Origin of the sequence: Streptomyces sannanensis (genome assembly GCF_039536205.1) — a bacterium.
GTDB classification, from domain to species: Bacteria; Actinomycetota; Actinomycetes; order Streptomycetales; family Streptomycetaceae; genus Streptomyces; species Streptomyces sannanensis.
This window is the reverse complement of sequence record NZ_BAAAYL010000001.1, coordinates 4367447-4392613: the sequence shown is the minus strand read 5'-3', so window position 1 is coordinate 4392613 and position 25167 is coordinate 4367447. Positions and strand designations below refer to the sequence as shown.

13 protein-coding genes are annotated in these 25167 nt (G+C 72.7%); 2 read left to right on the top strand and 11 right to left on the bottom strand.

Going from position 1 to position 25167, the window contains the following annotated elements:
- Positions 1–105: 105 nt before the first annotated feature.
- The 4 genes from ABD858_RS20855 to sbnA are packed head-to-tail and all read right to left on the bottom strand — an operon-like array spanning position 106 to position 15696.
- Positions 106–927, bottom strand: coding sequence for an ABC transporter permease (locus ABD858_RS20855; RefSeq protein WP_345039806.1), 822 nt, complete (start codon positions 925–927; stop codon positions 106–108).
- Positions 924–8126, bottom strand: coding sequence for an amino acid adenylation domain-containing protein (locus tag ABD858_RS20850; RefSeq protein WP_345039804.1), 7203 nt, complete (start codon positions 8124–8126; stop codon positions 924–926). The genes ABD858_RS20855 and ABD858_RS20850 overlap by 4 nt, the downstream gene beginning before the upstream one ends.
- Positions 8123–14659: an amino acid adenylation domain-containing protein gene (locus tag ABD858_RS20845; protein ID WP_345039801.1), complete on the bottom strand. Its 6537-nt coding sequence runs from the start codon at positions 14657–14659 to the stop codon at positions 8123–8125. Before ABD858_RS20845 ends, ABD858_RS20850 begins: the two co-directional genes overlap by 4 nt.
- 59 nt (positions 14660–14718) lie before the next feature.
- The gene (gene sbnA, locus ABD858_RS20840) at positions 14719–15696 is read right to left on the bottom strand and encodes a 2,3-diaminopropionate biosynthesis protein SbnA (RefSeq protein WP_345044734.1); all 978 of its coding nucleotides are present in this window, start codon (positions 15694–15696) and stop codon (positions 14719–14721) included.
- Between the two features lie 181 nt (positions 15697–15877).
- On the opposite strand from sbnA, the gene ABD858_RS20835 reads away from it, so the two are divergent.
- On the top strand, positions 15878–16522 hold the full coding sequence (locus ABD858_RS20835; protein WP_345039799.1) for a LuxR C-terminal-related transcriptional regulator: 645 nt from the start codon (positions 15878–15880) through the stop codon (positions 16520–16522).
- A gap of 107 nt (positions 16523–16629) precedes the next feature.
- On the opposite strand, the gene ABD858_RS20830 is transcribed toward ABD858_RS20835, so the two are convergent.
- The 7 genes from ABD858_RS20830 to ABD858_RS20800 all read right to left on the bottom strand — a co-directional run bounded on the left by ABD858_RS20830 (position 16630) and on the right by ABD858_RS20800 (position 23376).
- Positions 16630–17793, bottom strand: a complete 1164-nt coding sequence (locus ABD858_RS20830) for an acyl-CoA dehydrogenase family protein (protein ID WP_345039797.1) — start codon at positions 17791–17793, stop codon at positions 16630–16632.
- Entirely contained in the window at positions 17790–18431 is a 642-nt protein-coding gene (locus ABD858_RS20825) for a hypothetical protein (protein WP_345039794.1), read from the bottom strand. The genes ABD858_RS20830 and ABD858_RS20825 overlap by 4 nt, the downstream gene beginning before the upstream one ends.
- Complete coding sequence (locus ABD858_RS20820; RefSeq protein ID WP_345039792.1) at positions 18428–19354, bottom strand: hypothetical protein; 927 nt, start codon at positions 19352–19354, stop codon at positions 18428–18430. The genes ABD858_RS20825 and ABD858_RS20820 overlap by 4 nt, the downstream gene beginning before the upstream one ends.
- Positions 19351–19629 (bottom strand): acyl carrier protein, encoded by a 279-nt coding sequence (locus ABD858_RS20815; protein ID WP_345039790.1) that lies wholly within the window; start codon positions 19627–19629, stop codon positions 19351–19353. Before ABD858_RS20815 ends, ABD858_RS20820 begins: the two co-directional genes overlap by 4 nt.
- Before the next feature lie 100 nt (positions 19630–19729).
- Positions 19730–21013, bottom strand: coding sequence for a diaminopimelate decarboxylase (lysA, locus tag ABD858_RS20810; RefSeq protein ID WP_345039788.1), 1284 nt, complete (start codon positions 21011–21013; stop codon positions 19730–19732).
- Positions 21003–22445, bottom strand: coding sequence for a preATP grasp domain-containing protein (locus ABD858_RS20805; RefSeq protein ID WP_345039786.1), 1443 nt, complete (start codon positions 22443–22445; stop codon positions 21003–21005). Before ABD858_RS20805 ends, lysA begins: the two co-directional genes overlap by 11 nt.
- A gap of 1 nt (position 22446) precedes the next feature.
- Positions 22447–23376 (bottom strand): 3-oxoacyl-[acyl-carrier-protein] synthase III C-terminal domain-containing protein, encoded by a 930-nt coding sequence (locus tag ABD858_RS20800; RefSeq protein ID WP_345039785.1) that lies wholly within the window; start codon positions 23374–23376, stop codon positions 22447–22449.
- Between the two features lie 599 nt (positions 23377–23975).
- Here ABD858_RS20800 and ABD858_RS20795 point away from each other — a divergent pair.
- A complete protein-coding gene (locus tag ABD858_RS20795; protein WP_345039783.1) occupies positions 23976–25010 on the top strand; it encodes an ornithine cyclodeaminase in 1035 nt (344 codons plus the stop codon).
- The last annotated feature ends 157 nt before the right edge of the window (positions 25011–25167 follow it).

Genomic DNA, 25167 nt, shown 5'->3' with positions numbered 1-25167 from the left:
CGTCGTCCCGCCGGCCGTTCTGCTCCCGATGGTGGCCGCCGGGTCCCGGATCCTGTCCGTCGTCGGAGCGACGAAGGCGCAACGGCCCGGCCGGACGGCCGGGCCCTACTCCGCGGAGGCCCGGAAGCGCCGGAGCCCGATCCACAGCGCGCCGGCCAGCAGCACCGCGCCCCACGCCGTCGCGAACAGGTACGGGTGTTCGGCGGGGAGGCCGGTCCCCGGCCGCGCCGGGGTGCCCCACAGGCGGCGGCAACTGTCGGCGAACGAGCTCACCGGGTTCCACTCGACGACGGGCCGGAGCCAGCCGGGCATGCTCCGGGCCGGGAAGACGGCGTTCGACAGGAAGGTGCACAGCACCAGGACCAGGGCACCGACCGAGTCGATGGACTCGGCGTTGCGCACCAGGACTCCCAGCACGACGCCGGCCCAGACCGCGACAAAGACGAATCCCGCGGCCACCGCGAATCCGGCGGCGATGGAGGCCGGGCCGCCCTGCGGGCGCCAGCCGATGCCCAGTCCGGCCAGCGCGATCAGGGCGAGCACTGCGAGTCCGATGAGCCAGTCGCCGAGGGCGTGGGCCACCAGGACGGCGGGCCGGGAGACCGGCAGGGAACGGAAGCGGTCCATCAGCCCGGTGCGCAGGTCGAGGGCGACGCTGATCGCGGTGGGCCCGATGCAGGCGAGGCCGACCTGCATCGCGATGCCGGCCATCAGATAGTCCTGGTAACGCTCGCCCTGGGGCACGTCGATCGCGTTCTTGAACAGGTAGCCGACGGCGAGCAGCATCACCAGGGGGTTGAGCGCCACGCCCACCAGACGGCCGGGGGCGCGGCCCAGGTGGCGCAGCCGGCGTCCGGCCAGGACGACGATCTCCGTGACGGGCAGTACGGCGGACACGGGGGCACGGCCCGCGACGGTTGTACTCAACTCGAGCTCCTGCGCAGTTCGGTGTCGATGACACGGCCGATCGCGGCCTGGGGTTCGGGGTTCATCAGGTACTCGTGGACGTACGGCGTCTCGTGCACCGTGATCCGGCCGGTCACATGGGGGGCCCAGCGGCGGGCCGCGGCGGCGGTTCGCCCGTCGCGCCCGGCCGTGGCGACGAACAAGGTCATGTCGCCGTCCAGCCGGCCGGGAGTGAACCGGGTGGCCAGATCGGCGTGGTGGGCCATCACGCCGATCAGCCTCTCCACGTCGGCCTCGGTGAGCCGGGCGAAGACGCCGCCCTGCCGGCGCAGTACGGCCACCACCTCGTCGGTGCCGGCCGGGGCGCCTTGGGCTCGGTCGTGGCCGACGTATTCGAGGAAACGCGACAGGAGTTCTTCCCGGCCGGCCGGGGAGCCGTCGGCGTCGGCGTCGTACGGGAAGGCGTCGAGGTTGGCCACGTAGGCCACCCGCTCGCCCTCCTCCTGAAGGCGCAGCGCGATCCGGTGGGCGAGGAGGCCGCCGTAGGACCAGCCCATCAGGTGGTAGGGGCCGGCCGGCTGGATCGCGCGGATCCGCTCCAGGTAACCCTCCGCCTGGGCTTCGAGAGTTTTCGCCGGGGAACCACCGGCCACCTGGGGTGCCTGGAGGCCGTGGATCGGCCGTTCCTCGTCGATGTGCGCGGCGAGGCCCAGATAGGGCAGGCTCAGACCGAGGCCACCGTGCAGGCAGAAGAGCGGGGCCCGGACGCCCGTGGCCCGGATCGGAAGCACCGGGGCGAAGACGTCCTCCTCCAGTGCCTGCCCTGCGCCGCGGACCTGGTCGGTGAGGTGACGGGCGGTGCCCCGGCCGTCGGCCAGGGCGCTCAGGGCGGCGACGGTCCGGCGGGTGAAGACCTCGGCCGCGGTCAGCGCGATCCCTTCCTTGGCGACCCGGGCGGCGAACTGGACGGTGCCGATGCTGTTGCCTCCGAGGTCGAAAAAGTCGTCGTCGGCGCCGATGTCCTGGACGCCGAGGACGTCACCGAACGCCCTCGCCACGGCCCGCTCCGTGGCGGTGACGGGGCGGCGTCCCCGCCCGCCGGCCCGCCGCGGGGCGGGCAGCGCCGCGGTGTCGAGCTTGCCGTTCACCGTGAGCGGGAGGGAGTCCAGGACGACGAGGTCCGAGGGCACCATGTAGTCGGGCAGCCGGCCGGTCAGCAAGGTCCGGAGCCGGGCGGTGTCGATGCGCCGGCCCTCGGCGGCCACCAGGTAGCCGGCCAGCGACTCGCCGCCCGACGGCTCGGTGCGCACCACCACCGCGGCCTGGGCCACGTTCTCATGGCCGGTCAGTACGCCCTCGATCTCGCCCGGTTCGATCCGGTAGCCCCGGATCTTCACCTGCTGGTCGGTCCGGCCGAGGTAGTCGAGGGTGCCGTCGGCGAGCCAGCGGACCAGGTCACCGGTGCGGTACATCCGGCTGCCCGGCCGGCCGAACGGATCCGCGACGAAGCGGCTCGCGGTGAGCGCCGGCAGGTTCGCGTATCCGAGGGCCAGTCCGTCGCCGCCGACGTACAGTTCGCCGGGAACACCGGCCGGGACCAGGGAGAGCGTCTCGTCGAAGACGTACACACGGTGGTTGGCCATGGGCCGGCCGATCGGCGGGCGGCCTCCGGCCGCGGCCGGCACCTCCTGGGCGGTGACGCACACCGTGGCCTCGGTGGGCCCGTAGAGGTTGAACAGCCTCAGTTGCGGGGCCCAGCGGCCGACGAGCTCCGCGGGGCAGGCCGAGCCCGCCGTCGCGAGGATCAGGTCGTCGGGCAGCCGGCACTCCTCGGGGAACGCCGTGATCACCACCGGCGGCAGGACCGCCAGATTCACCCGGTGCTCCGTCATGAAGTCGGCGAGCGGCCCGCCCATCCGCCGGTCGTCCCCGACCTGGACGAGAGCGCCGCCGGTCAGCAGCGAGGCACAGAGCTCCCACACCGCCGCGTCGAAGCTGAACGACGAGAACTGCAGCGCCCTGGTCCCCTGCCCGGCACCGAAGCGGTGCCGGTGGTCGTCGGCCAGGGTGACCGCGGTGCCGTGGGACACCACCACCCCCTTCGGCAGACCGGTGGAACCGGAGGTGTGGATGACGTAGGCGGGATCGAGCGGCGTCAGCGGGCGGGTGCGGTCGGCGTCGATGAGCCGCCGCGGCGGCCGGGTGGCCAGGGACGCGACGGTGTCCGGGGCGTCCAGGACGACGCACCCCTCCTGCGGTACGCCCGCACGGGTCAGCGCGCCGGAGCCGAGGACCCGCCGCGAGGTGACGAGCAGGGTGGCGGCCAGGTCGCCGAGCACGTACGCGATACGTTCGGGCGGGTAGGCCGGGTCGACGGGCAGGTAGGCGGCGCCGGTCTTGAGCACCGCCAGCACCGCGACCACGAGCTCGGGGCCGCGCGGCAGGACCAGGGCCACGGTGCAGTCCGGGCCCGCGCCCCTGGCGGCGAGTTCGTGGGCGAGGCGGTTGGCGCGGTCGTCCAGCTCGCGGTAGGTGAGTTCGCCGTCGTCCCGGACCAGGGCCGGGCTGTCGGGCCGGCGGTCGGCCCAGTACTCGAACAGGGCGGGCAGGGTGGTGGCGGGCTCGGGGTGGGCGAGGTCGCCGTGGCCGAAGCGCTCCAGCAGTTCCGCCCGTTCGTCCGGGGCCAGCACGTCCAGGTCGCTCAGTGGGGTGTCCGGGGCGGTCACGGCGGTGGCGAGCAGCCTCAGGAAGCGGGCCACCAGTGTCTCGGCCGTCTCCCGGTCGTACAGGTCGGCCGCGTACTCGAGGCGTCCGGACAGTGCGCCGGACCGGCCCGGCGCCGAGGCGGACCGGTCGTAGAACTCGAAGGTGAGGTCGAACATGGCGGTCGGGCTGCCGGTCTCCACGAAGGCGCACGTCACGCCGGGGAGGGACAACTCCCATTGCTCGGTGTTCTGGTAGACGAGCATCACCTGGAAGAACGGCTGAAGCGCCAGCGACCGCGTCGGCTGGAGGGCGTCGACCAAGGTGTCGTACGGCAGGTCCTGGTGGGCGTGGGCGTCGAGGTCCGTCTCCCGTACCCGCCCGAGCAGTTGCCGGAACGTGGGGTCGCCGCTGGTGTCGGTGCGCAGGACCAGCGTGTTGACGAAGAAGCCGATCAGGTCGTGCAGGGCCTCGTCGCGCCGGCCCGCCACCGGGGAACCGAGCGGAATGTCGGTGCCGGCGCCGAGACGGGTCAGCAGGGCGGCCAGCGCGGCCTGCACCACCATGAAGGGGGTGACACCGGCGCCGCGGGCCAGTTCCGTCAGGGCGTCGCGGGTCCGGTCGGGCACGGTGAAGTGCACGTCGCCGCCGGTGCGCCCGGCGATGGCGGGGCGCGGCCGGTCGGCGGGCAGCCGCAGTTCCTGCGGTGCGCCCCGCAACGCGTCGGTCCAGTAGGCAAGTTGTCTGCCGACGGGACTGTCCGGGTCGTCCGCCTGGCCCAGGGCGTGCTGCTGGTGGACCGCGAAGTCCGCGTACTGGACCGCAAGTCCGGGGAGATCCGGTTCGGCGCCCGCGACCCTGGCCCGGTAGGCGGCGGACAGGTCACGGGCCAGCAAGTCCGCCGACCAGCCATCGAAGGCGATGTGGTGGGCCACCATCAGCAGGACATGCTCGCCGGGGGCGACGACGAACAGCCGGGCCCGGAACGGCAGGTCCTCGGTCAGGTCGAAGGCGCGGTCGGACTCGGCGGTCAGCGCGGCCGTCAGCTCGTCCAGGTCGGCGGGAGCAGGTTCGGGCGCGAGCGCGGGCCGGGCGTCGACGGCCGGGACGACGAACTGATGGGTCTCGCGGCCCAGGACCGGGAAGACGGTACGCAGGATCTCGTGCCGGTCCGTCACATCGCCGAGCGCGGCGCGCAGCGCGTCCACATCCAGGTCACCCGTCAGCCGGACGGCGTAGGGAAGGTTGTACTGCGTGCCGTCGGGGTCGAGGCGGTTCAGCAGCCACAGCCGCCGCTGCGTGTGCGAGAGCGGTACGAAGGACGGCCGCTTACCCGGCTTGAGCGGCGGGCCCGCCGGTGCGTCCGTGCCCAGGCCGCGGAGCAGGGCCGCCGGGGTGGGCCGCTGGAAGACGTCCCGGACCTGGATCTCCGTGCCCAGGACGGCCCGCACCCGGGCGACGAGTCTGTTGGCCAGCAGCGAGTGTCCGCCGAGGTCGAAGAAGCTGTCGTCGGGTCCGGTTCCGGCCAGCCCCAGGACCTCGGCGAAGATGCCGCAGAGGATCTCCTCGCGCGGATCCCGGGCCGCGGCGGCCGCCGCCGGAAGGGTGTCGGGGCCGGGTGCGGGCAGCCGGCCCCGGTCCACCTTGCCGCTCGGATTGAGCGGCAGCGCGTCGAGCCGTACGAAGAGCGAGGGGATCATGTACGGCGCCAGGACCCGACCGAGCCGCTCGCGCAGCACCGTGTCGTCCACCGGTTCGTCCCTGAGCACCAGGTAGGCGACCAGCCGCAGGTCCGTCGGCCGCCCCGAGCCGGCGCCGTCCGGGCCCGCGCCGAGGTCCCGGGCGACCACCGTGGCCCGCGCGATCTCCGGCTGCTCGCCCAGCGCGGCCTCGATCTCGCCGAGTTCGATGCGGTGGCCGCGTATCTTCACCTGGTGGTCGACCCTGCCCAGGCAGTGCAGTCGGCCGTGCTCGTCCCAGTGGGCGAGGTCCCCGGTGCGGTACATGCGGGTGCCGGGCGGCCCGAAGAGGTCGGCCACGAAACGTTCGGCGGTCAGTCCGGGCCGGTTGAGGTAGCCGTGTGCCAGGCCGTCCCCGGCAAGATAGAGCTCGCCCGTCACGCCGACCGGCAACGGACGCAACATGGCGTCCAGAACGTAGGCGCGGGTGTTGGCGAGCGGTCGGCCGATCGGCGGGGCGCCGGCGGTGGCCACGGTCACCGGCGCGGCCGTGGACCAGATGGTCGTCTCGGTCGGGCCGTAGAGGTTGAGGACCGAGCGGACCGTGCGCAGCAGGTCGCCGGCCAGCGGCTCCGGCAGGGCCTCGCCGCCGGTGAGGACCCGCAGCCCGGCCAGGGCTTCCGGGTCCGCCTCGAGCAGCGCCTGCCAGTGACTCGGCGTGGCCTGCATCATGGTGGCGCCGCTGTCCGTGACCAGCAGGGCCAGGGCACGCGCGTCACGCACCGTCGTGCGGTCCGCGATCACCAGCACGGCGCCGGCGAGCAACGGCACGAACAGTTCGACCATCGCGATGTCGAAGCCGAACGTCGTCACGGCGAGGAATCTGTCCTCGGGTCCCAGGGAGAGCCGCTGTTCCATGTCGGAGAGCAGGTTCGCCAGGCCGCCGTGGGACACCACCACGCCCTTGGGACGGCCGGTCGAGCCCGAGGTGAAGATCGTGTAGGCGGGCAAGTCGGCGTCGAGCGGACTGCCTCGTTCGGCGTCGCCGACGGCGGCCGCGGACGTGCCGCGCAGTGTGGCCTCGGTGTCCGGGTGGTCAAGGACGAGCACGTTCGCGGCGCCGGTCAGGGTCGCCACCGTCGCCTCGGTGCCCACAAGGAGGGCGGGGGCCGCGTCCTCCAGGACCCGGCCGGTCCGCTCGGCCGGGTGGTCGGGGTCGAGCGGCACGTAGGCGGCGCCGGTCCTGAGCACGGCCAGGGCGGCGACGACCAGGTCGGCGGAGCGTTCCAGCAGGAGGGCCACCAGGTCGCCGCGGCGCACGCCCCGCGCCAGCAGGAGCCTGGCCAGCCGGTTGGCGCGGGCCTCCACCTCGCCCGCAGTCAGGACGGTGGATCCGTGCTCGACGGCGGGACGGTCCGGGTCCGCGGCGGCCCGCTCGGCCAGCCACTGGGGCAGCAGGCCGTCGGGGACCTCGCGTTCCGTGCGGTTGGGGGCCACCAGGACCTGGTCGCGCTCCTCGGCCGACAGCAGGTCGAGGCCGGCCAGCGGGACGTCGGCGTATTCCTCGATCCGCTCCAGAAGCCGGACCAGGCGGGCCAGCAGAGCCCGGACCCGCTCGGGGCGGACGAGGTCCGGCCGGTACTGGAGGGTCAGCTCCAGTTGGTCCGGGCCGGGCACGGCGACCAGCGAGAGGGGGAATTCGGTCGCGTTGCGTATCTCGGCGCCCAGCAGGTCGACACCGGTCGCTTCGGCGAGTGCGCCGGGGTCGGAGACCGGGAAGTTCTGGAACATGACAGCCGTGTCGAAGAGATGGCCGATGCCCAGTTCCCGCTGGATGTCGGCCAGCCCCAGGTGGCGGTGCGGCAGCAGCGCGGCCTGCTCCTGCTGGAACGCCTCCAGGACGGCGAACAGCGCGCGCCCCGGATCCAGCCGCAGCCTGGCCGGGACGGTGTTGGCGAGCATGCCGACCATGGATTCCGCGCCGGGCACGCCACTGCCGCGCACCGAGTCCACCAGGCCGAACACCACGTCGGTGCGCCCGGTCAGCTGACCGATCAGCAAGCCCCAACAGCCCTGGACCACGGTGGCCGAGGTCAGCCGGTGCTTCCTGGCCCAGGCCGCCAGCCGCCCGGCGGCGGCCCCGGGCAGCACCGCGACGGCCTTGTCGGGCAGTCGCCCCGGCCGCGAGCCGGCGAGCTTCACGACCTCGGTGGGCTCGGCGATCCCGGCCAGTGCCGTGGACCAGGCGTCGCAGGCGGCCGACTGGTCCTGCCGGGCCAGCCAGGCCAGGTGTTCCTCGAACCGTGGGGGCGTGCGGCGGGGCGCCTCGCCGGTGGCGTACAGGGCGAAGAGCTCGTCGAGCAGGATCGGCATGGACCAGCCGTCCACCAGGATGTGGTGAACGGTGAACAGGAACCGGAAGCGGCTGTCCGGCAGCCGGACGAGGGTGCAGCGCAGCAGAGGCGGCCGGGCGAGGTCAAAGGGCCGGACGCGGTCCTCCTCGGTGAGCCGGTCCAGGAGCCGGAAGCGCTCGGCGGCCGGTTTCCCGGTGAGATCGATCTCCTCCCACGGCACGGCAACGGCCGCGGGCAGGACCTGTACGGGCTCGCCCGAGCGGCGGATGCGGAAGCAGGCGCGCAGGTTCGGATGACGTGCCGTCAGTCCGGCCGCCGCGTCCCGCAGCGCCCCGGGATCCAGCGGGCCGGCCAGGTCGGCCACCAGCTGCAGGACATGGACGTCCACGTCCGGCACGGCCTCGGCGTGGACGAGGAAGCCGTGCTGCAGCGGAGTGAGCGGCAGGAACTCGCTCGTGCTTCGTTTCCGTGGGGCGGGAGTCATCGGGGCTCCAGCTCTGTGTCGAGTTCGGCCATCTCGTCCTCGTCGAGCGTCAGCAGGGGGGGCCGCGCCGGCGAGGCGTCCGCGCCATCGGGAAGGGTGCCGGCGGCGGGCAGCGAGGCGAGGGCGGCCGGAGTCCTGTGCTCGAAGATGTCGCGGGGGCTGAGGGCGATGCCCTGCTGCCGAGCGCGGCTGACGAGGTGGATCGCGGTGATGGAGTCACCGCCGAGGGCGAAGAAGTTGTCGGTGCCCGACACCGCCGCGTGGCCGAGCGTCTCGGCGAAGAGCGCGCGGAGCCGGTTCTCCAGGACGGGGTCCGGGACGGCGGCGCGAGACGGTGCGTCCGGGGCCGGCGCCGTGTCCGCACCGCCCGCGCCCGGCGCCTCGCCCCGGGCGTCCGGCCCCGACGGCGCGCGGGTGATGCCCAGGGCCACGGCGAGCCGCGCCGCCTCTTCCTCGCCCGCCCTCAGCCGGGCCATCGGCGCCAGGGGGTCGGCCGCCTGCGCCATGAGCAGCGCGCGCAGCCGGGTGGCGACCAGACCGGCCGCCTCCCGGCCGAGGACGTCCGGCGCGTAGTCGAACCGGATCTCCAGCCGCCTCCCCGGCTGGACGACCAGGCTGAGCGGATAGTGCCGGGCGTCACGGGCGGCGACGGCGGTGACCCGCAGCCCGGGACCGTCCGGAGCTGCCTCGCCCATCGGGAAGTTCTCGAACACCAGGGCCGTGTCGAAGGGCTCACCGGTGCCGACCAGCGCCGGGTTGCCGCCGATGGCCTCGCCGAGCCTCACGTACCCGAATTCCCGCAGCCGGGTCTGCTCGTCCTGGAGCCGCCGCAGGAACGCCACGACGGACTCGTCGGGACGGAGTACTACGCGGACCGGAAGCGTGTTGAGGAACGGGCCGACGACCGACTCGACGCCGGGTAGTCCGGCGGGCCGGGTGGAGACCGCGGCGCCGAACAACACGTCGTCGCGTCGCGTCAGTTCACCGATCAGGACCGCCCAGGCCGCCTGGACCAGGCTGTTCACGGTGACGTCCTGCGCCGCGGCGAACGCGGTGAGGGTCTTGGTCTCCGCCTCGGTGAGGTGCAGCGGCAGCGACGCGGGCTCCGTGGGCACCCGGCCGGATGCCGCGGGCCACAGGTACGTCGGCCCCGGCACGCCGTCGAGCACCGCGTGCCAGTGCCGCCGGGCGGCGTCGTGGTCCTGCCCGGCCAGCCAGTCCAGGTAGGCGCGGAAGGGCACCGCGTCGTACGGCCACGGGTCGCGTCCCCCTCGCCGGTAGCAGTCGAGCAGGTCGCGTACCAGCAGCGGCATGGACCAGCCGTCGACCAGGATGTGGTGCAGGGTCCAGATCAGGCGGAACCGGTCGTCGGCCAGCCGGACCAGGGTCCACCGCATCAGCGGAGGCCGGGAGAGGTCGAACCGGCGCCACCTGTCGTCCGCCGCGATCCGGTCGAGTTCGGCCCCGGCCTCCTCCGCCCGGTGCCCGGACAGGTCGACGCGGACCAGCGGAACCCGTACCGCACCGTGCAGCAGGGCGATCGGCTCGCCTCGCTCCGAGAGGCCGAAGCCGGCGGTCAGCACGGGATGCCTGCGGAGCACGGCGGCGAGGCAGTCCTCCAGCAGACCGGCGTCCACCGGGCCGGACAGGTCGGCCGCGATCTGAAGCGTGTACAGGTCGGGGCCACGGTCGTCGAAACGGGACTGGAGCATCAGGCCCCGCTGCAGGGCCACCAGGGGCAGCACGTCGGTGACGGGTCCGTTGCCCTGTCCGGCGGCCGCGTACTCCACGGCGTCGATCTCGTCCTGGTCCAGCGTCACCAGCGGCACGTCGGAGGGAGTGAGCCCGCCCGCGCCCGGCCGTGCACAGTGCCGGATCAGCGCGCGCAGGGCCACGAACCAGCCCTCGGCCACCTCGCGGACCTCCGCCTCGGTGAACAGGCCGTCGGCCCAGAGCCAGTCGGCGGCCAGGCGTGGCGCGCCGCCCCGGTCCTCGGTGGCGGCGGTCACCGCCAGCGGGTGGCGCAGCGGCATGTCCGGGTGGACACCGGTGCCGACCACGGTGCCGCCGCCCTCCAGCGCCCAAGAGGCCTCGGTGTCACCGGTCCGGAAACGGCCCAGGTAGTTGAAGCCGACCGGCGGGACGGGGGCGGCCGCCAGCAGCCGGGCGGAGCGCGGGTCGAGATGGCGCAGCATGCCGTGACCGATACCCCGGTCCGGGACGGCGCGCAGCTGTTCCTTGGCGCGCTTGACGACACGGCCGAGCGCCGGCCCGCCTCGCCACGCCTCGTCCCGGTCGAGGCCGCCGATGTCGATCCGCGCCGGGAAGACGGTGGTGAACCAGCCGACGGTGCGGGAGAGATCGACGTGATCGTCGATCTGTTCCCGGCCGTGTCCCTCCAGTTCGATCACGGCTGCCGCGGTGGGTGTGCCGGCACCGTCCCGACGGCCGGGCGCGGTGTCCGCCGCCGTGCCGCTTCCGTCCTGCCGCTCCGCGGCGGGCCACCGGTCGGCCAGGGTGAGGGCGAGGGCACCGAGGAGGACGTCGTTGATCTCCCCGTGGAAGGCGGCGGGCACCGTGGTCAGCAGGGCCGCGGTCTCCTCGGCGGACAGCTCCAGGCGCAGCCGGCCGGCCCGTCCGTAGGTGTCGCGGGCGGGGTCCAGGGGCCGGGGGGTGAACGCCGGGACGCCGGCCGTGCGAGCGGTCCAGTACGGCAGTTCGGACAGCCTGCGGTGGCTGCGGGCCTGTTCGGCCAGGATCGTCGACCAGCGCCGGTAGGAGGTGGGGACGGGTGCCGGGTCCGGCTTCCGTCCAGCCCGTACGGCCGTCCAGGCGGCCTCCAGGTCCGAGACGAGGATCCGCCAGGAGACGCCGTCCACCACCGTGTGGTGGGCGAGCAGCAGCAGCCGTCCGGGGGACAGGACGGCTTGCAGCAGCACACCGTCCTCGGGCCGCAGGCGGCGGCGCGCGGCCTCGACGGCCGTCGCCGTCGTCTCTTCCGTCCCGTCGTCCGTGTCCGCGGCGGTGATCAGGTCCCGGGCGTCGACCGAGCCCGGCTCGGCGACCCGCAGGGTCCGCACTCCGGGCGCCGGTTCGCCCGTACGCATCCTGAGCATGGCGTGCCGGTCGAGCAGCGCCTGGAGCATCACGGTGAGCCGGTCCGCGTCCAGTTCGGCGGGGACGCGCACCACGACGTACTGGCTGTACTCGCGCGCGACGGCGTCGGGCAGGCCTGCCAGGTCCTCGTGGAACTGCGCGACGATCGGGGTGGGCGCGACCTCGCCGGTGCCGTCGTCCGCGGCAGGCGGCTCGTCGCCGGTGACGACGGCCCGTTGGGCGAGGGCTGCCGGGGTCCTGTGGGTGAACACGTCGCGCGGGGTGAGTCCGATGCCGTGCGTCCGGGCCCGGCTGACGAGCTGGATGGCGGTGATGGAGTCTCCGCCCAGGGCGAAGAAGCTTTCGTCGGCGCGCACTTCGGGCAGACCGAGGATCTCCTCGAACAGTGCAGTCAGGATGTCCTCGCGGACGCCGGTGCCGGCCGGCGGCGCCGGGACGGCGGCCGTGACGTCGACCGGGGAGGCGGCCGTGACGTCGGGCGGGATGGCCGCCTGCGGGGCGTTCGAGGCACGCGTCAGGGCCACCCGGTCCACCTTGCCGTGGGGCGTGAGCGGGAAGTCCGGCAGCGGGACGAACCGGCCCGGGACCATGTACTCGGGGAGGAGTCCGGCCAGGGCGGTGCGTATCGCGGGCACTTTGTCCGGGTCCGCGACGAGGAAGCCGGTCAGGCGGGTGTGGCCGCTCTCGCCGGTACTGGCGACCACGGCGGCGTCGGCGACGTCGGGCAGGGTGCGCAGGACGGCCTCGATCTCGCCGAGTTCCACGCGGTGGCCGCGAACCTTGACCTGGTGGTCGAGGCGCTCGATGAACTCGAGCATGCCGTCGGGGCGCCACCGCGCGTGGTCTCCGGTGCGGTAGAGCCGGGTGCCGGGCGGACCGTAGGGGTCGGCCACGAAGGTGGCGGCGGTCCTGGCGGCCTGCCCGAGGTAGCCGCGCCCCACTCCGGTGCCGGCCACGTAGAGCTCGCCCGGGACACCGGGCGGTGCGGGCAGCAGCTCCGGGGTGAGGACGTAGAGGCGGGTGGCACGCAGCGGGACGCCGATGGGGGTGCGTGTCGTGCCGATGGGCACGTCCGGTTGCAGCCGGGCGTGGGTGACGTCGTCGGAGCACTCGGTGGGACCGTAGGCGTTGGTGATCGGGATGTCCGGGAAGAACTTCCACCAGCGGTGGCACAGGTCGACCGGAAGCGCCTCACCGGTGACGACGAGATGCCGGAGAGGTCCGGGATCCGGCGCCGTTCCGGTGAGTTCCCAGGTGTCGAGCGCGGCCCGCAGCAGGGTGGGGACGATCTCCAGGACGGTGATCCGCTCCCGGGCCACGGTGGCCATCAGCGCGTCCGGGTCCGCCGCGGTGGCCCGCGAGACGGTACGCACGGTCCCGCCGGTCGTCAGCGGTGCAAGCATCTGCCAGACGGATACGTCGAAGGTGACCGGTGCGTTGTGGATCAGCCGGTCACCGGCGGTCAGTCCGAAGTCCGCCACCTTCGCGGCGAGGTGGTTGTTCATGCCGGCGCGGTGCACCATCGCGCCCTTGGGCTTGCCCGTGGAGCCGGAAGTGAAGATGACGTAGGCCAGGTCGTCCGGCTGTTCGGCCACCGCGGCCAGGTCGCCCACCGGCCACGCGCCGCCCGTGAGTCCTTCGGCCGTGCAGGGGTGCACATGGGCGGAGGCCGCGTCCCGCGCGGGTGCCGCGGCGGCGATCGCCGCCGCCCGCTCCGCGTGCTCGGGGTCGGCGATCAGGTGCCGCAGGTCGGCCTCGTGGGCCAGCGCGGCGGCTCTCGCCGGCGGGGCGTGGACGTCCAGCGGGACCCAGGCGGCGCCCGCGGTGAGGACGGCGACCACCGAGGCGGTGAACAGCGCGCCGGGTTCGGCGAGGATGCCGACCGGCGTGTCGGGGCCCACTCCGGCGGCCTTCAGCCTGCGGGCGACGGTGTCGCTCCACACGGCCAGGGCGGAGTAGGACACCTCGGTGGTGTCGTCACGCAGGGCCGTGGCGGCGGGCGTGGCGGAGGCCCACTGCCGCACACGCTCCGCCACCGGTACCTCTTCCGCGCCCTCGGCGTCCGGCACCGGCCCGGTGCCCAGGCGGTCGAGGAGAGTCTGTTCGTCCTCGGTGACCAGGCCGATCCGGCCGAGCGGCAGCCGCCGGTCGGCCGCTCCCAGCCGTCGCAGGAAGGCGGAGAACCGGTGCAGGTGGGCGGCGGCCTCCTCGTCCTGGTACAGCGCAGGATTGCCGTTCAGGTGCAGTTCGACGGCACCGTGCGAGCCCTCCAGGACGGTGATCATCAGGTCGTCGACGATCCCGGTGGACAGATTGCACAGCCGGGCCCGGCACGGGCCGAGCTCCAACTCGGGCTCCTGCGGGAGGACGTTGACGAACGGTCCGAAGGGCCGCCGGTCGTCACTGCGCAGTCCCATGTGCCGCCGGATGCGGTCGGCCGGGTAGCGCTGGTGGCGCAGCGTCCGGGCCAGCGTGCGCGAGACATCGGCGAGCAGCTCGCCCACCGTGGTCCCGGGCACCGAACGCGCCGGGAAAGGAAGGTAGTTGGCCACCATTCCCGGTACCGAGCGCGCCTTGGCCGTCAGCCGGGCGGTCACCGGGAGGGTGAGCAGGACGTCGTGGGACCCGGTGCACTTCGCGGTGTAGGCGGCGGCCGCCGCGATGACGAAGGTCGGCCAGGTCACCCCGGCCGCCGTGGCGGCGGCCCGCAACGGCGCGGCGGCCTCGGCGTCCAGTTCGAGAGTGTGCCGGCGCAGCTCGGTGCCCGGCACGGGGTCGCCCGACGCCAGACTGAACGGTCCCGACGCGTTCGCCAGATGGCGCTGCCAGAAGGCCCCGTCCTTCTCGACGGCACGGGAGTCCAGGTAGGCGGCCTCCTCCTCCAGCAGTACGGCGAGCGGGGGCAACGGGCGGCCGGGCAGTGGCTCGTTGTCCACCAGGGCGCCGTAGACCGCGCTGAGCCGCTGGTACACCGCCACCCGGCTGTAGCCGTCGGAGAGCAGGTGGTGCATGGCCAGGTAAAGGAGCGAGCGCCCGGCCGACATGCGGATGAGGATCATCCGCAGCAGCAGGCCGCCGTGGAGTTCGAACGGCCGCCGCAGGTCCTCGTCCATCAGCCGTCGCGCCTCGGCGACCGGGTCCGGGTGGCCCCTGAGGTCGAGGGTGTCGAGCGGTAGTTCGCCGAGGGGCTCGATCCGCTGCACGGGCCTGCCGTCCACCTCGTCGAAGCACGCCCGCGCGCACTCCGCCTCGTGGAAGACGATCTCCAGTGCCCGCACCAGCAGCCCTTCGTCGAGGGGCCCCGAGATGTCCAGGTAGTCCGCCATCTGGTAGGCGAGACGGCCCTCGGAGAACTGCTCGTCGTACCAGATACCGGTCTGTGCGCCGGTCAGGGGAAGGGTGGTGGGTGAAGTCAAGGCGAGCTCCGGTTGGGGAGGACGGATGGTGCGCCGCGCGCCGTACAGGCGGCCACGGATCAGACGGCAGCGGTGGGCACGTCCTCCAGCACGGTGGGTCCGTAGATGTCGGTCACCCACTGGTCCTGGTAGACGGTGTCCAGGTACCGGTCACCGAGGTCGGGGGAGATCGCCACCGCGACGGCCGAGGGATCGAGCGGGTGCCGGGTGAGCCAGGAGACGGCACCGCCGACGACGGTTCCCGTGGAGCCACCGAACAGGAAGCCGCTCCGGGCCATCAGACGGCAGGCGCGGATCGTGTCCGGTTCGGCCACCATGACCACGTCGTCCACAAAGGACTCGTCCAGCAGCCCTGGCCGCACGCCGGTGCCCAGCCCGGGGACCATCCGGCTGCCGGAAGGCCCGCCGAAGGTGACGGATCCGACGACGTCCACGGCCACGATCCGAACGGACGGGCGGTACTCCCTGAAGTACCGTGCGCAGCCCATCAGCGTGCCGGTGGTGCCGGCCCCCACGAAGAGCACCGAGAGACCGGGGAAGGCCGAGAGGATCTCGGGCCCGGTCCACTGGTAGTGGGCCCGCCAATTGGCCGCGTTGTCATACTGGTTGAGCCAGTGGACGTCGCTGCGGGACGCGCACAGCTCCTGTACATGGCGGATGCGGGCGCCGAGCAGCCCGTGTACCGGATCGGGTGTGGTGACGACATGCACCTGCCCGCCCAGGGCCTGCATCATCTGACGGGCGCCCAGCGTGCACCGCGAATCCGTGACACAGATGAACCCGTATCCGCGGCTGGCGGCGATCAGGCTCAGGGCGACACCGAGATTGCCGGACGAACTCTCCACCAGAGTGGAACCGGGTCCCACCAGGCCGGTCCGCTCGGCGTCGTCGACCATGGACCGTGCGGCCTTCAGCTTGATCGAACCCGCGAAGTTGAATCCCTCGCATTTCAGCATCAGGCGTGCACCGATGGTCTCCTCAAGATTGATGAAGAGGTCACCGGAATTGAATTCATGGGGTCGGGATATGACGTTGATTACGCACCTGCCAGATGACGGCGGATACCGGGCGGCTCGATCCTGACAAGGGGCGCTGACATCCGGATGACCGGCCACTGACCACGGAGCGGGCTTGTTCATGCCCGGCACCGTTGATAGCTTCCGGCCGGGGGCCGGCCGGAGGCGACCGGACCGCAGGGGGAAACGGAGGGTACCGAGGATGCGTCTGGTGCTGGCGGAGGACCAGTATTTACTCCGCGCTGGACTGACCCAGTTGCTCGAGGTGAACGGATTCGACATCGTGGCGGCGGTGAGCACGGGCCCCGAGCTGATCCGGGCTCTCGACGAGCACCGGCCCGACGTCGCCCTGGTCGACATCCGGATGCCGCCCACCCACACCGACGAGGGACTGCGTGCCGTGCTGCACGCCCGCGCCCGCCAGTACCAGCCGGCGCTCCTCCTCTCCCAGTACGTGGACCAGGTGTATGCCCGGGAGTTGCTGGCCGACCGGCGCGGCGGCGTCGGCTATCTCCTCAAGGACCGCGTGTTCGACGGTGGCCAGTTCGCCTCCGCCCTGCGGCAGGTGGCCGGCGGCGGCACGGTGATGGACCCCAAGGTGATCTCGGGCATGATCACTCACAATGCCCAGAACGAACGGCTGGCACGCCTCACCGAACGGGAGCGCGAGGTGCTCTCGTACATGGCCGAGGGCCGCTCCAACGCGTCCATCGCAGCGGCCCTGGTCATCACCGAGAAAGTGGTGGCAAAGCACATCAACAACATTCTCGCCAAACTCGAACTACCGCCGTCGAAAGATGAGAACCGTCGTGTCATGGCGGTGCTCGCCTATCTGGAACGGGCCTGACGACTCGATCCGCGGGACCGGCCGATTTCTCCGGATGCACGCTCGGTGTTCGGCCGGCTGATCACCGCACACCGGGCACCGGAGTTCACGGAACACACGCCGGCAATTCACCGGAAGTCGCCCTCGAGTTCGTTCGCCAGGAGCCCCTGGAAGAGATTCAGGTGCTGGATGTTCCGAGTGCCCTCCATGAATTCGGCGCCCCTCGCGTCCCTGACCAGCTTGTCCAATTCCGGATGATTCGCCCGGGCCGCTGGGCCGAGCAGATCACAGGCGGCCAGGGTGGCGTCCTCCGCCAGGGCGCAGGCGCGGGCCTTGGCGGCGGAGGCCACCCGGCCCCTGCCCGTGGCGTCCACCTCCGCCGCCGCCCGGTGCACCAGGGCTCGGGTGGCGGAGATCCGCATCCCCAGGTCCTCGATCCGGTCGCGGTCGGTGCCGGTGGCGGACCGGCGCCGTTCCGCCACGTACTCGTGCGCGGCGGCCGCCACCCCCAGCGCCAGCGCGGCGACCGTGGGCCGCAGCCGGTTGAAGACCTGGACGCAGCTCCAGATGCCGCGCCTGGCCGGCGAGAGGTGCCGACCGAGGACCTGCCACGGCTCCACCTCCACGTCGTCCAGGTGTACGGCGGACAGCTGGGCGCCGCGCAGACCCAGGGTCGGCAGCGGCTCCGCCCGGTAGCCGGGCTCCCCGGTGTCCACCAGCGCCGCGGTCACCCCGAGCGGCCCCGGCCGGGTGCGGGCGAGCACCGAGACGAACCGTGCCCGGCACGCGTTGCCGATGTAGCGCTTCGCCCCGGTCAGCAGCAGCCTGCCGTCCTCCCCCCGGCGCAGCGCCGTGGTGATCGCGGAGGCGTCCGAGCCGCGGTCCGGCTCGGTCAGCGCGAAGGAGGTCCAGGTGGGAGAGGCGGCCACGGCGCCGTAGAACCGGTCCCGCTGCTCCTCGTCGCCGAGCTGCTCCATGAGCACCCCGGACATCGAGACACCGGGTGAGGCCAGCACCATGCCCATGTCGCCACGGGCCAGGTTCTCCGTCAGGACGGCCCGCTCCAGTGCGGTGGTGCCGGCATAGCGGTGCCGTCCGATCGTCAGCGGCTCGGCGTAGCCGGGCGGGATGCCGAAGGTGCCCAGGCACCGGACTCCGGGCAGGTCCAGGAAGTCCTTGATCCTGCCGGGATCCTCGTCCAGCGCCAGGGCGCCGGCCCGGAAGCCCACGCTCCACTCGCGTGCCTGGCGACCGAGGGCGGTCAGGCGTTCGTCCAGTCCGTATCCGTTCATCGGGCCCTCTCCGCGTCCTGGTGGACCTCGGCCAGCAGTTCCGAGACATGGGCCACGCCACCGGGGCCCTCCGCCAGGAAGCCGTGCGCGCCGAACAGGCGCAGCAGAGCCCGCCCGTTCTCGGTCACCTGGTCGTGCGGCCGCCGCAGCCGCGATGCCGGAACGCCGTCCGCCGCGATCCCGCTCAGCCACGCCGCGAGCTCCATCTGCTGCGCGGTGGCCTCCGCCAGCTGCGCCTTCACCAGCGGCTGGAGCAGCACGGTGCTGTCGCCGCTCGGGCGGTCCTTGAGGTGCTCGACACAGCTTCGGCGCAGCCCCTCGGCCAGACCGAGACGCAGCCACAGCAGCGCCGTCGCGTCGAAGGGCGGAGCGCACCGGTAGCCGGGACCGGGCTTTGGAACGCGCACCAGCGTCACCGGTCCGCCGGGCAGGGGGTAGGTGCACAGGGCCTCGACGGGGTGCTCGGGGTGCTCCAGGGGAAGGACGGCGAAGCCGTGCGGTGCGTACGGCAGGGTCTTCGGGCCGCGTGGACCGAGGAGTTCGCGCAACGCCGGGGCCGGTCCCCGGGTGCGCGCGAGGTCGCGGACGCGCGGTCCGAGAGCCGCCGGGGGCGTCTCGCTTTCGATGAGTGCCGTCATGTCCTGACCGTTTCGATCCGGCACAGCGACAGATCGCCCAGTTCTCTGTCGTAGTCCACCAGCAGGAGCGGTGCCGCGTCGTCGCCCGGCGGGAGTCCGGGAAGCAGACCGAGGACCCCGGTGGCCGGCGAGCCCTCCGGGCCCCGCAGGACCGGGCCGTGACCGGCCGGTATCCAGCTCGTCCCGACACCGGAACCCGCCAGCACCCGCGCGGATCCGTCGGGGTCCGCCTCCGCGAACAGGGCGCGCAGACGGCCGGCCGCGGCCTCCGGGGACACGCCGTGCTCCTGCCTGACCCGGTAGGACCCAGTGGAGTCGTCCGGGCCCGCCTCCAGGACCAGCAGGACCGCCGCGTCCCCGTCGACGCGCCAGGCGTCCGGCACCTCGTTGGCGTACGGGGTGAACGACTGGTCGAACACCATGACCATGGCCCTGCGGTGGCTGTGCCGCCGCCAGTGGCTTCTCACGAGGGTCAGGGCCGTGAACGGCGTGGCCCGGCCCTGCTCGGTGACGCCCAGGACCATCGGGTCTCCGGGGATCCGCTCGGCGATGGCGGCGGCGGCCAGTGTGGTCGGGGCGAAGTCGGGTGCCGCGTGGGCGAGCACCAGCAGGTCGACCGGCCGTTCCCCGGGGGCCGGCTCGGCGGCGGAGTGCTCGCCGGCCGGCTGCGCCGAGGAGGTGCGTTCGTTGGCGCTCGGCTCCCGGGCCCCGGCCAGAGCGGCCAGCAGTCCGGCGCCCATGTCCTCGAAGGAGTTGCCCGTCGCCTTCTCGGTGAGGTCGGGGCGCAGGGCCACCCCCGCCTGCGCCGCAAGGCTCCGCGCGTACTCGAGATCGGCCGCCCGCTCGCCGAAGCGGGTGTGCGCGGTGGTGAAGCGGCGCCCGACGACCGCGGTCACCACAGGGCCGACGGCGACCGGCATCATGATCCCGTCTCGGCGAGGACGAAGTCGGTCAGCGAGGCCACGGTGGCGAAGTGGCTCATCTCCAGTTCGTCGGTGTCGAACTCGCAGCCGGTCAGGTCCTCCAGACGCAGCAGCAGGTCGAGCACGCCTGTCGAGTCCAGCCCCAGCTCGCCGAAGAGCTCGGTGTCCGGTGACAGCCCGGACAGATCGCGCTCCAGCACGTCGCCGAGCGCCTCCGTGACGGCGGCGGCGACCCGGGCGCGATCGATGGCCGGGGTCTGTGCGGTCTCAGTCATGGCAGTGGCCTTTCCAGATGGTGAAGTGAGGATGCGGGGAGTGCGCGCGGCCCGGGCACCGGCGGCCGGGCGGGCGGGCGGAACCGGCCCCGAAGCGGGCTCAGCCGGTGACGGAGCCGGACGGGCGGTGCAGACGCTGTTTGCGCATGAGGTCGTCGGCGGTGTCCGGCTCCCGGATCAGATGAGCCCGTCCCTCGTCGACCAGGACCTCGGCGGGGTGGCCGTGGCCGAGGAACAGCACGGGTGAGGCACTCGGCCCGTAGGCGCCGGAGCGCTCCACTCCGAGCAGGTCGCCCTCGCGCAGGGCCGGCAGCGCGGCCCGCTTGCACAGGGTGTCGTTGGGGGTGCAGAGCGGCCCGGTGACGTTCCAGGTCTCGTCGGCGGGCGCCCCGGTGCGGCTCAGCAGGCGTATCGGATAGTTGCGCTTGACGAACGAGCCGATACCGACGGCGGCCATGTGGTGGTTGGTGCCGCCGTCCGTCACGGCGAAGTTCTCGCCCAGCGAGGTCTTGGCGTACCGCACCCGCACCACGTACGTCCCGCTCTCGGCAACCAGGTACCGGCCGAGCTCCATGACCAGCCGGGTGCCGGGGTGGCGCTCGCCGAACGCGTCCAGGAGCGGGTTGAGGCCCTTGGCCAGCAGGGCGAGGTCGAGGTCGCGCTCGCCGTCGAAGTACGCGACCCCCAGGCCGCCGCCGATGTCGACCATCTCCAGCTCGAAGCCGTGGTGGCCGGCGACGCGGGGGGCCAGCTCCAGGATCCGTTCGGTGTTGCGGACGACGGTCTCCTCGCTCAGGATCCGCGTCCCCAGGTAGACCTGGACTCCCATCAGCCGCAGATGGCGGTGGCGGCCGGCGAGCGGTGCGTGCTCCATCAGCTGGGCCTCGTCGATGCCGAACTGGCGTGGCTTGCCACCCATGGTCAGCCCGGACCCCTTGACCGCGAACGCGGGGTTCACCCGCAGCGCCACCGGGGCGGTGACGCCGAGCCGGGCGGCCACCTCATCGATCAGCTCCAGTTCACCGAAGGATTCGCAGATGATCGCGTAGATGCCCAGCTCCAGGCAGGCGGTGATCTCCGCGCGGCTCTTGCCCGGCCCCAGGAAGACGATGTCCCGCGGCTCCACACCGGCCCGCACCGCGGTGCGCAGCTCGGTCATCGAGGACACCTCCGCCCGCGCGCCCTGGGAGTGCAGCAGGGCGCAGATGGAGATGTTCGGGTTCGCCTTGAGCGAGAAGAACACCTCAAGGCGTGGGTGGAGCAGTTCCCGCAGGTCACTGGCGCGTCGGCGGAGCGCAGCGCCGTCGTAGAGGAAGAGCGGGGTTCCGTACTCCTCGGCCAGGGCTCGGATGCCCAGCCCCTGCACGGCGAACTCAGCGGTCATGGCGGATGCCTTCCGGAAGTTGCGGACCGAACCGGCGGACACGTTCCTCGACGGCGGCGTCCAGCGCGGCCAGCCGGCTGGGCGAATCCGTCACCACAAGGCCGTAGAGCCGGCCGTGGTAGAGGCCTTCCGCCGTGGCGCCGGCGTTGACGGTCGCGAAGTTGTTGACGACGAAGCCGCTGCCGTCCGGTTGGTCGAGCAGCAGGTCGCCGAGGCCACGGCGGACGGCGGCGAAGTCCAGCTCCTCGTCGAGGAGGAGCTGATGGTGCCGGGCGAGCGCACAGCGGCCCGGCCCGACGAGAAGTTCCTGGAGCCGGGTCTGATAGGTGGACATGTTGTTGCGCGCGTTGATCTCGATCACCGGGTAGATGCCGCCCTCGGGATCGACCATGGCGTCGACCCCGACCACCCCGTAGAACCCGTCGGCGGCGAGCTGCTTGCCGAGCAGCCGCGCCGCGGTGCCGATCTCGTCGAGCTGTCGCTCGGAGAGCGCGGGCGGGAATCGGTGCCCCTTGTGCACGCCACCCTCGGTCAGGGCCTCCTTGACGAAGTCGAGGTGGGCGTCGCCGTCCCGGGCCAGGGTGAACTGGTAGTTCAGATCCGCCCGCTTGGCCACCTTCTCCTCGATGACGAAGGCGATCCGGTCGGTGCCGGACTTCCGCGCGGATCTGCCGATCATGGTGCGCAGCCGGGCGAGCCGCTGACTGCCGGCGACCTCCGCGATGCCCTTGCCCGACACCCCGTAGGCCTCCTTGACGAGGACCGTGCGACCTTCGTCGAGCAGGGCGGAGGCGGCCTCGATCGCCGCATCCAGCTCGTCCAGGGTGGTGCAGGCCCAGCCCCGGGGCTGGCGCAGCCCCAGCAGGTCGGCCGCGCGACGGCTGTAGACCTTGCTGTTGACCGGCTTGCTGACGGCGGCTCCCGGCACCGCGAGCGCCATGCCCGCCCGGTCGGCGAGTTCTTCCTCGAGCGCGGAGGCGCCGTGCGGCAGCAGCCGGGCGCCCCGCGCGCCGAGCTTGCGCAGGGTCTCGAGCAGGCCGGGGTCGGCCAGCGCGTCCTGGGTGACGGTATGCCTCGGCACCTGGTCGCACACCACGTGGACGGTCGGCAGATCGAGGCCGAGCCGCTCCAGGTGGTCAAGGTAGCCGGGGTCGGGCGCGGACTTGAGGATCACGTGGTCGTCCCTGCCGCCGAGCAGCAGGGCGAACTCGTCCATGCGGTTGACCACGGCCACGCCGCCCTCGGCGGAAATCCTGGGCAAGCCGGCCTCCCCGCGCGCCCACTGCTCCTCCACCTCGAAGTTGCCCAGGAACACCAGGGGCGTCGACGTGTCTCCGGTGACGGCGCGTTTCAGCCGTGCGCCGAAGCCGTGCGGGCCGGCGTCCTCACGCGCGATCGTCATGGGCGTGTCCGTGTGTCCGTTCTCGGGCATGTCAGTGCTCCACCACCGTCGCGGCGTAGGTGGCACCGAGCCCCACGGAGACCAGCAGGCAGCGGTCACCCGGCTGGATCCGGCCGAGGGCGCGGGCCGTCTCGAAGTTGAGGAAGGGGTCGGCACCGAAGCAGTGACCGGTCCTGGGCACGTTGTCCAGGAAGATCCGGGACAACGGGAGGCCGATCCGGTCGGCCATGCGTACCCAGGCGATTCGGTTGACGTTGTGCGGCAGCAACAACCCGACGTCGCCGATCTCCAGTCCGGCGTCGGCCACCGCGAGACCGATGGTCTCCACCACGGCGTCGGTGTACATCGTGCGGAAGCGGTCCAGCCCCTGAGAGGACATCGCCATGCAGGGGTCACCGGTGTACAGCGTCCGGCAGGCGAAGCCCAGAACCCTGTTGTGGGCCCCGCGGTCCGCGACGAGGATGGCCGCGGTCCCCTCGCCGGTGGCACCCATGCCCGGCAGGATCTGGGCATGCGGCGCACGGGCCTGCTCACCGACCAGGATGAGGGCCAGGGAGTCCGGGTCCGGGTCCTCGGCCAACAGCATGCCGGCCAGGTCCATGGCGGACAGCCCGGAGGCGCACGCATGCTCGGTCAGCGCGAAGGCGGACGCGTGGCTCAGCCCGATCTCGCGGCGTACCTCGTGCAGCGCGCTGTCCGGGTACGGGGCCGGGAAGCGCTGGGTCCGCGCCCGGATGAGATACCGGACCTGGTGTTCCCGGCCGCGCAGCGAACTCAGCTTGTCCACGGCGGCCATCAGCAGTTCGGCCTCGGAGCGCTCCTCGTCCCGGCATATGTCCGAGAGCCCGAACGCCCTTTGGTAGCGGCGGAGTTCGACATCCGACAAGTTCAGTGCGTCCTGGCGGCTCGCAAGGGACACCTGCGAAGGCCAGTGCGTTGACACCTCGACGAGTGAGGTCACGCCGATCGGCTCCTCTCAGCCTCGGCCGGCCCGGCCTTCCGTCCGTGAGTCCGGCACCAGTGCTGTGGCCGGAAAGGTGCGGCACCCGGCCGGCGGCGTCCGCTGCGACACGCCGCGGCCGGCGTCGCCCGCGCACCCGGACGTACCAGGTGCCAGGTGTGCGGCCGCACGGCGAAGCGCGGCGCCGGGCAGCCCGGGCCGGTGGACCTCTCCGGTCACGGCACTAGCTAATCCGCCGGGGTTGACCGGCCGCTGACCGAATGCTGACAGCGCGCCCGGTGCCGCTCTGAGGACCCATCAGCACGGCTATAGTCCGGCGCTGGCGGCCCGGCCGCCGTAGCTCCGGGCACCGGGCCCGGGCGGGCGCACCAGGACCCGCGTGGGGCGCTCCGACAACCACCCTGGAACCGGTGCGGCGCGGCACGGCGGGACCGTCGGTGCCCGTCCGTCCCGCACCGGACCATCCGGGGCGCGCCGGCTGCGCACTGCGCGTCGGCCACCGCCGCGCCCGGCGGAGCGTCCGCCGAAGCACCCGCTACGCACGCCCTTGGCGCCCCGGGCCGTACCGGCCCTTCACAGACACGAGACGAGGGACATCCATGCCGCAGGAGAACCTGCTCTTCCTGGACCGCAAGGACGTACTGACCTGCCTCGACGGCATCGACCCGGTGCAGGTCGTCACCCAGGTCCTGCGCGATCAGGCCGCCGGCCGCACCGAGATCCCGTCCGAGGGTTATCTGTCCTGGCGCAACGGCGAGGACGCCTACAGCAGGGCCATCGCGATGCTCGGCGCCCTGCACCGGCCCGAGGGCTCCGTCTACGGGATGAAGCTGATCAACGCCTCGGTGAGCAACCCGGCCCGCGGCATGGAGCGGGCCGGGGGGCTGAGCTTCGTCTTCGACCCGGAGACGGCCCGCCCGAAGCTGATCGCGGAGGCCGGCTACCTCAGCGCCGTCCGCACAGCCGCCTACACCATGGCCAGTCTTCAGGCACTCGGACCCGCGGAGTGGGACGGGATCACCCTGATCGGCGCGGGCACGCTCGCCCGCGCCCATCTCGACCTGCTCACCCGCGCCTTCCCCGACGTCCGCCGTGTGGTCGTCCACGACATGTCGGGGGAACGCGCCGAGGAACTGGCCCGCTGGGCGGCCGCCCACCACCCTGACCTGAAGGTCACGGTCTCCGCCTCCGCCGCGCGGGCCGTCGCAGCGACCTCCGTCGTCGTCACGGTCACCACCAGCAACACCCCGTACATCCCCGCCGACTGGATCATGCCGGGCACCTTCCTCGCTCACGTGTCCCTCGCCGACTTCACCGAGGAGGTCTACGCGAGCGCCGAGGGCGTGTACGGCGACGACCTGGACCTCATCGAGGAGAACCCGCGCCGGATCATGGGCCGTCTCATGGCGGAGGGGAAGCTCGTCAGGCCCGGCGTGGCCGGTGCCCAGCCGGGCCGGACGGTCAACGGCACGCTGGGTGAGGTGCTCCTGGGCCGGGTGCCGGCGGTGCGGCCGGGGAAGGGCCATGTGCTGAGCAACCCGTTCGGCATGTCCATCCTGGACGTCGGCCTGATCGACGCCGTCCACCGCAGGGCGGGGGAAATCGGGCTGGGTCAGCGGCTCACGCTGTTCTGAGCCGGGCCGGGACGGATTGCCGACGGCGGCGCCGAGTGCGCCGCCGACGGCGGTTTCACCGGCCCAATGACGGAACATGGAAACTCGTAAAGAATTTCAACAATCTCCGACGCTCGCTGCGGATCTTGAAAAGGCCATACCGGGTGTGTAAGATCCG

Bases quoted from the DNA above. Each gene is read 5' to 3' on its own strand.
- ABD858_RS20820 (WP_345039792.1), bottom strand. From the start codon at position 19,354: ATGATGCCGGTCGCCGTCGGCCCTGTGGTGACCGCGGTCGTCGGGCGC.
- ABD858_RS20805 (WP_345039786.1), bottom strand. From the start codon at position 22,445: ATGCCCGAGAACGGACACACGGACACGCCCATGACGATCGCGCGTGAG.
- ABD858_RS20830 (WP_345039797.1), bottom strand. From the start codon at position 17,793: ATGAACGGATACGGACTGGACGAACGCCTGACCGCCCTCGGTCGCCAG.
- ABD858_RS20825 (WP_345039794.1), bottom strand. From the start codon at position 18,431: ATGACGGCACTCATCGAAAGCGAGACGCCCCCGGCGGCTCTCGGACCG.
- ABD858_RS20835 (WP_345039799.1), top strand. From the start codon at position 15,878: ATGCGTCTGGTGCTGGCGGAGGACCAGTATTTACTCCGCGCTGGACTG.
- lysA (WP_345039788.1), bottom strand. From the start codon at position 21,013: ATGACCGCTGAGTTCGCCGTGCAGGGGCTGGGCATCCGAGCCCTGGCC.
- ABD858_RS20795 (WP_345039783.1), top strand. From the start codon at position 23,976: ATGCCGCAGGAGAACCTGCTCTTCCTGGACCGCAAGGACGTACTGACC.
- ABD858_RS20850 (WP_345039804.1), bottom strand. From the start codon at position 8,126: ATGACTCCCGCCCCACGGAAACGAAGCACGAGCGAGTTCCTGCCGCTC.
- ABD858_RS20815 (WP_345039790.1), bottom strand. From the start codon at position 19,629: ATGACTGAGACCGCACAGACCCCGGCCATCGATCGCGCCCGGGTCGCC.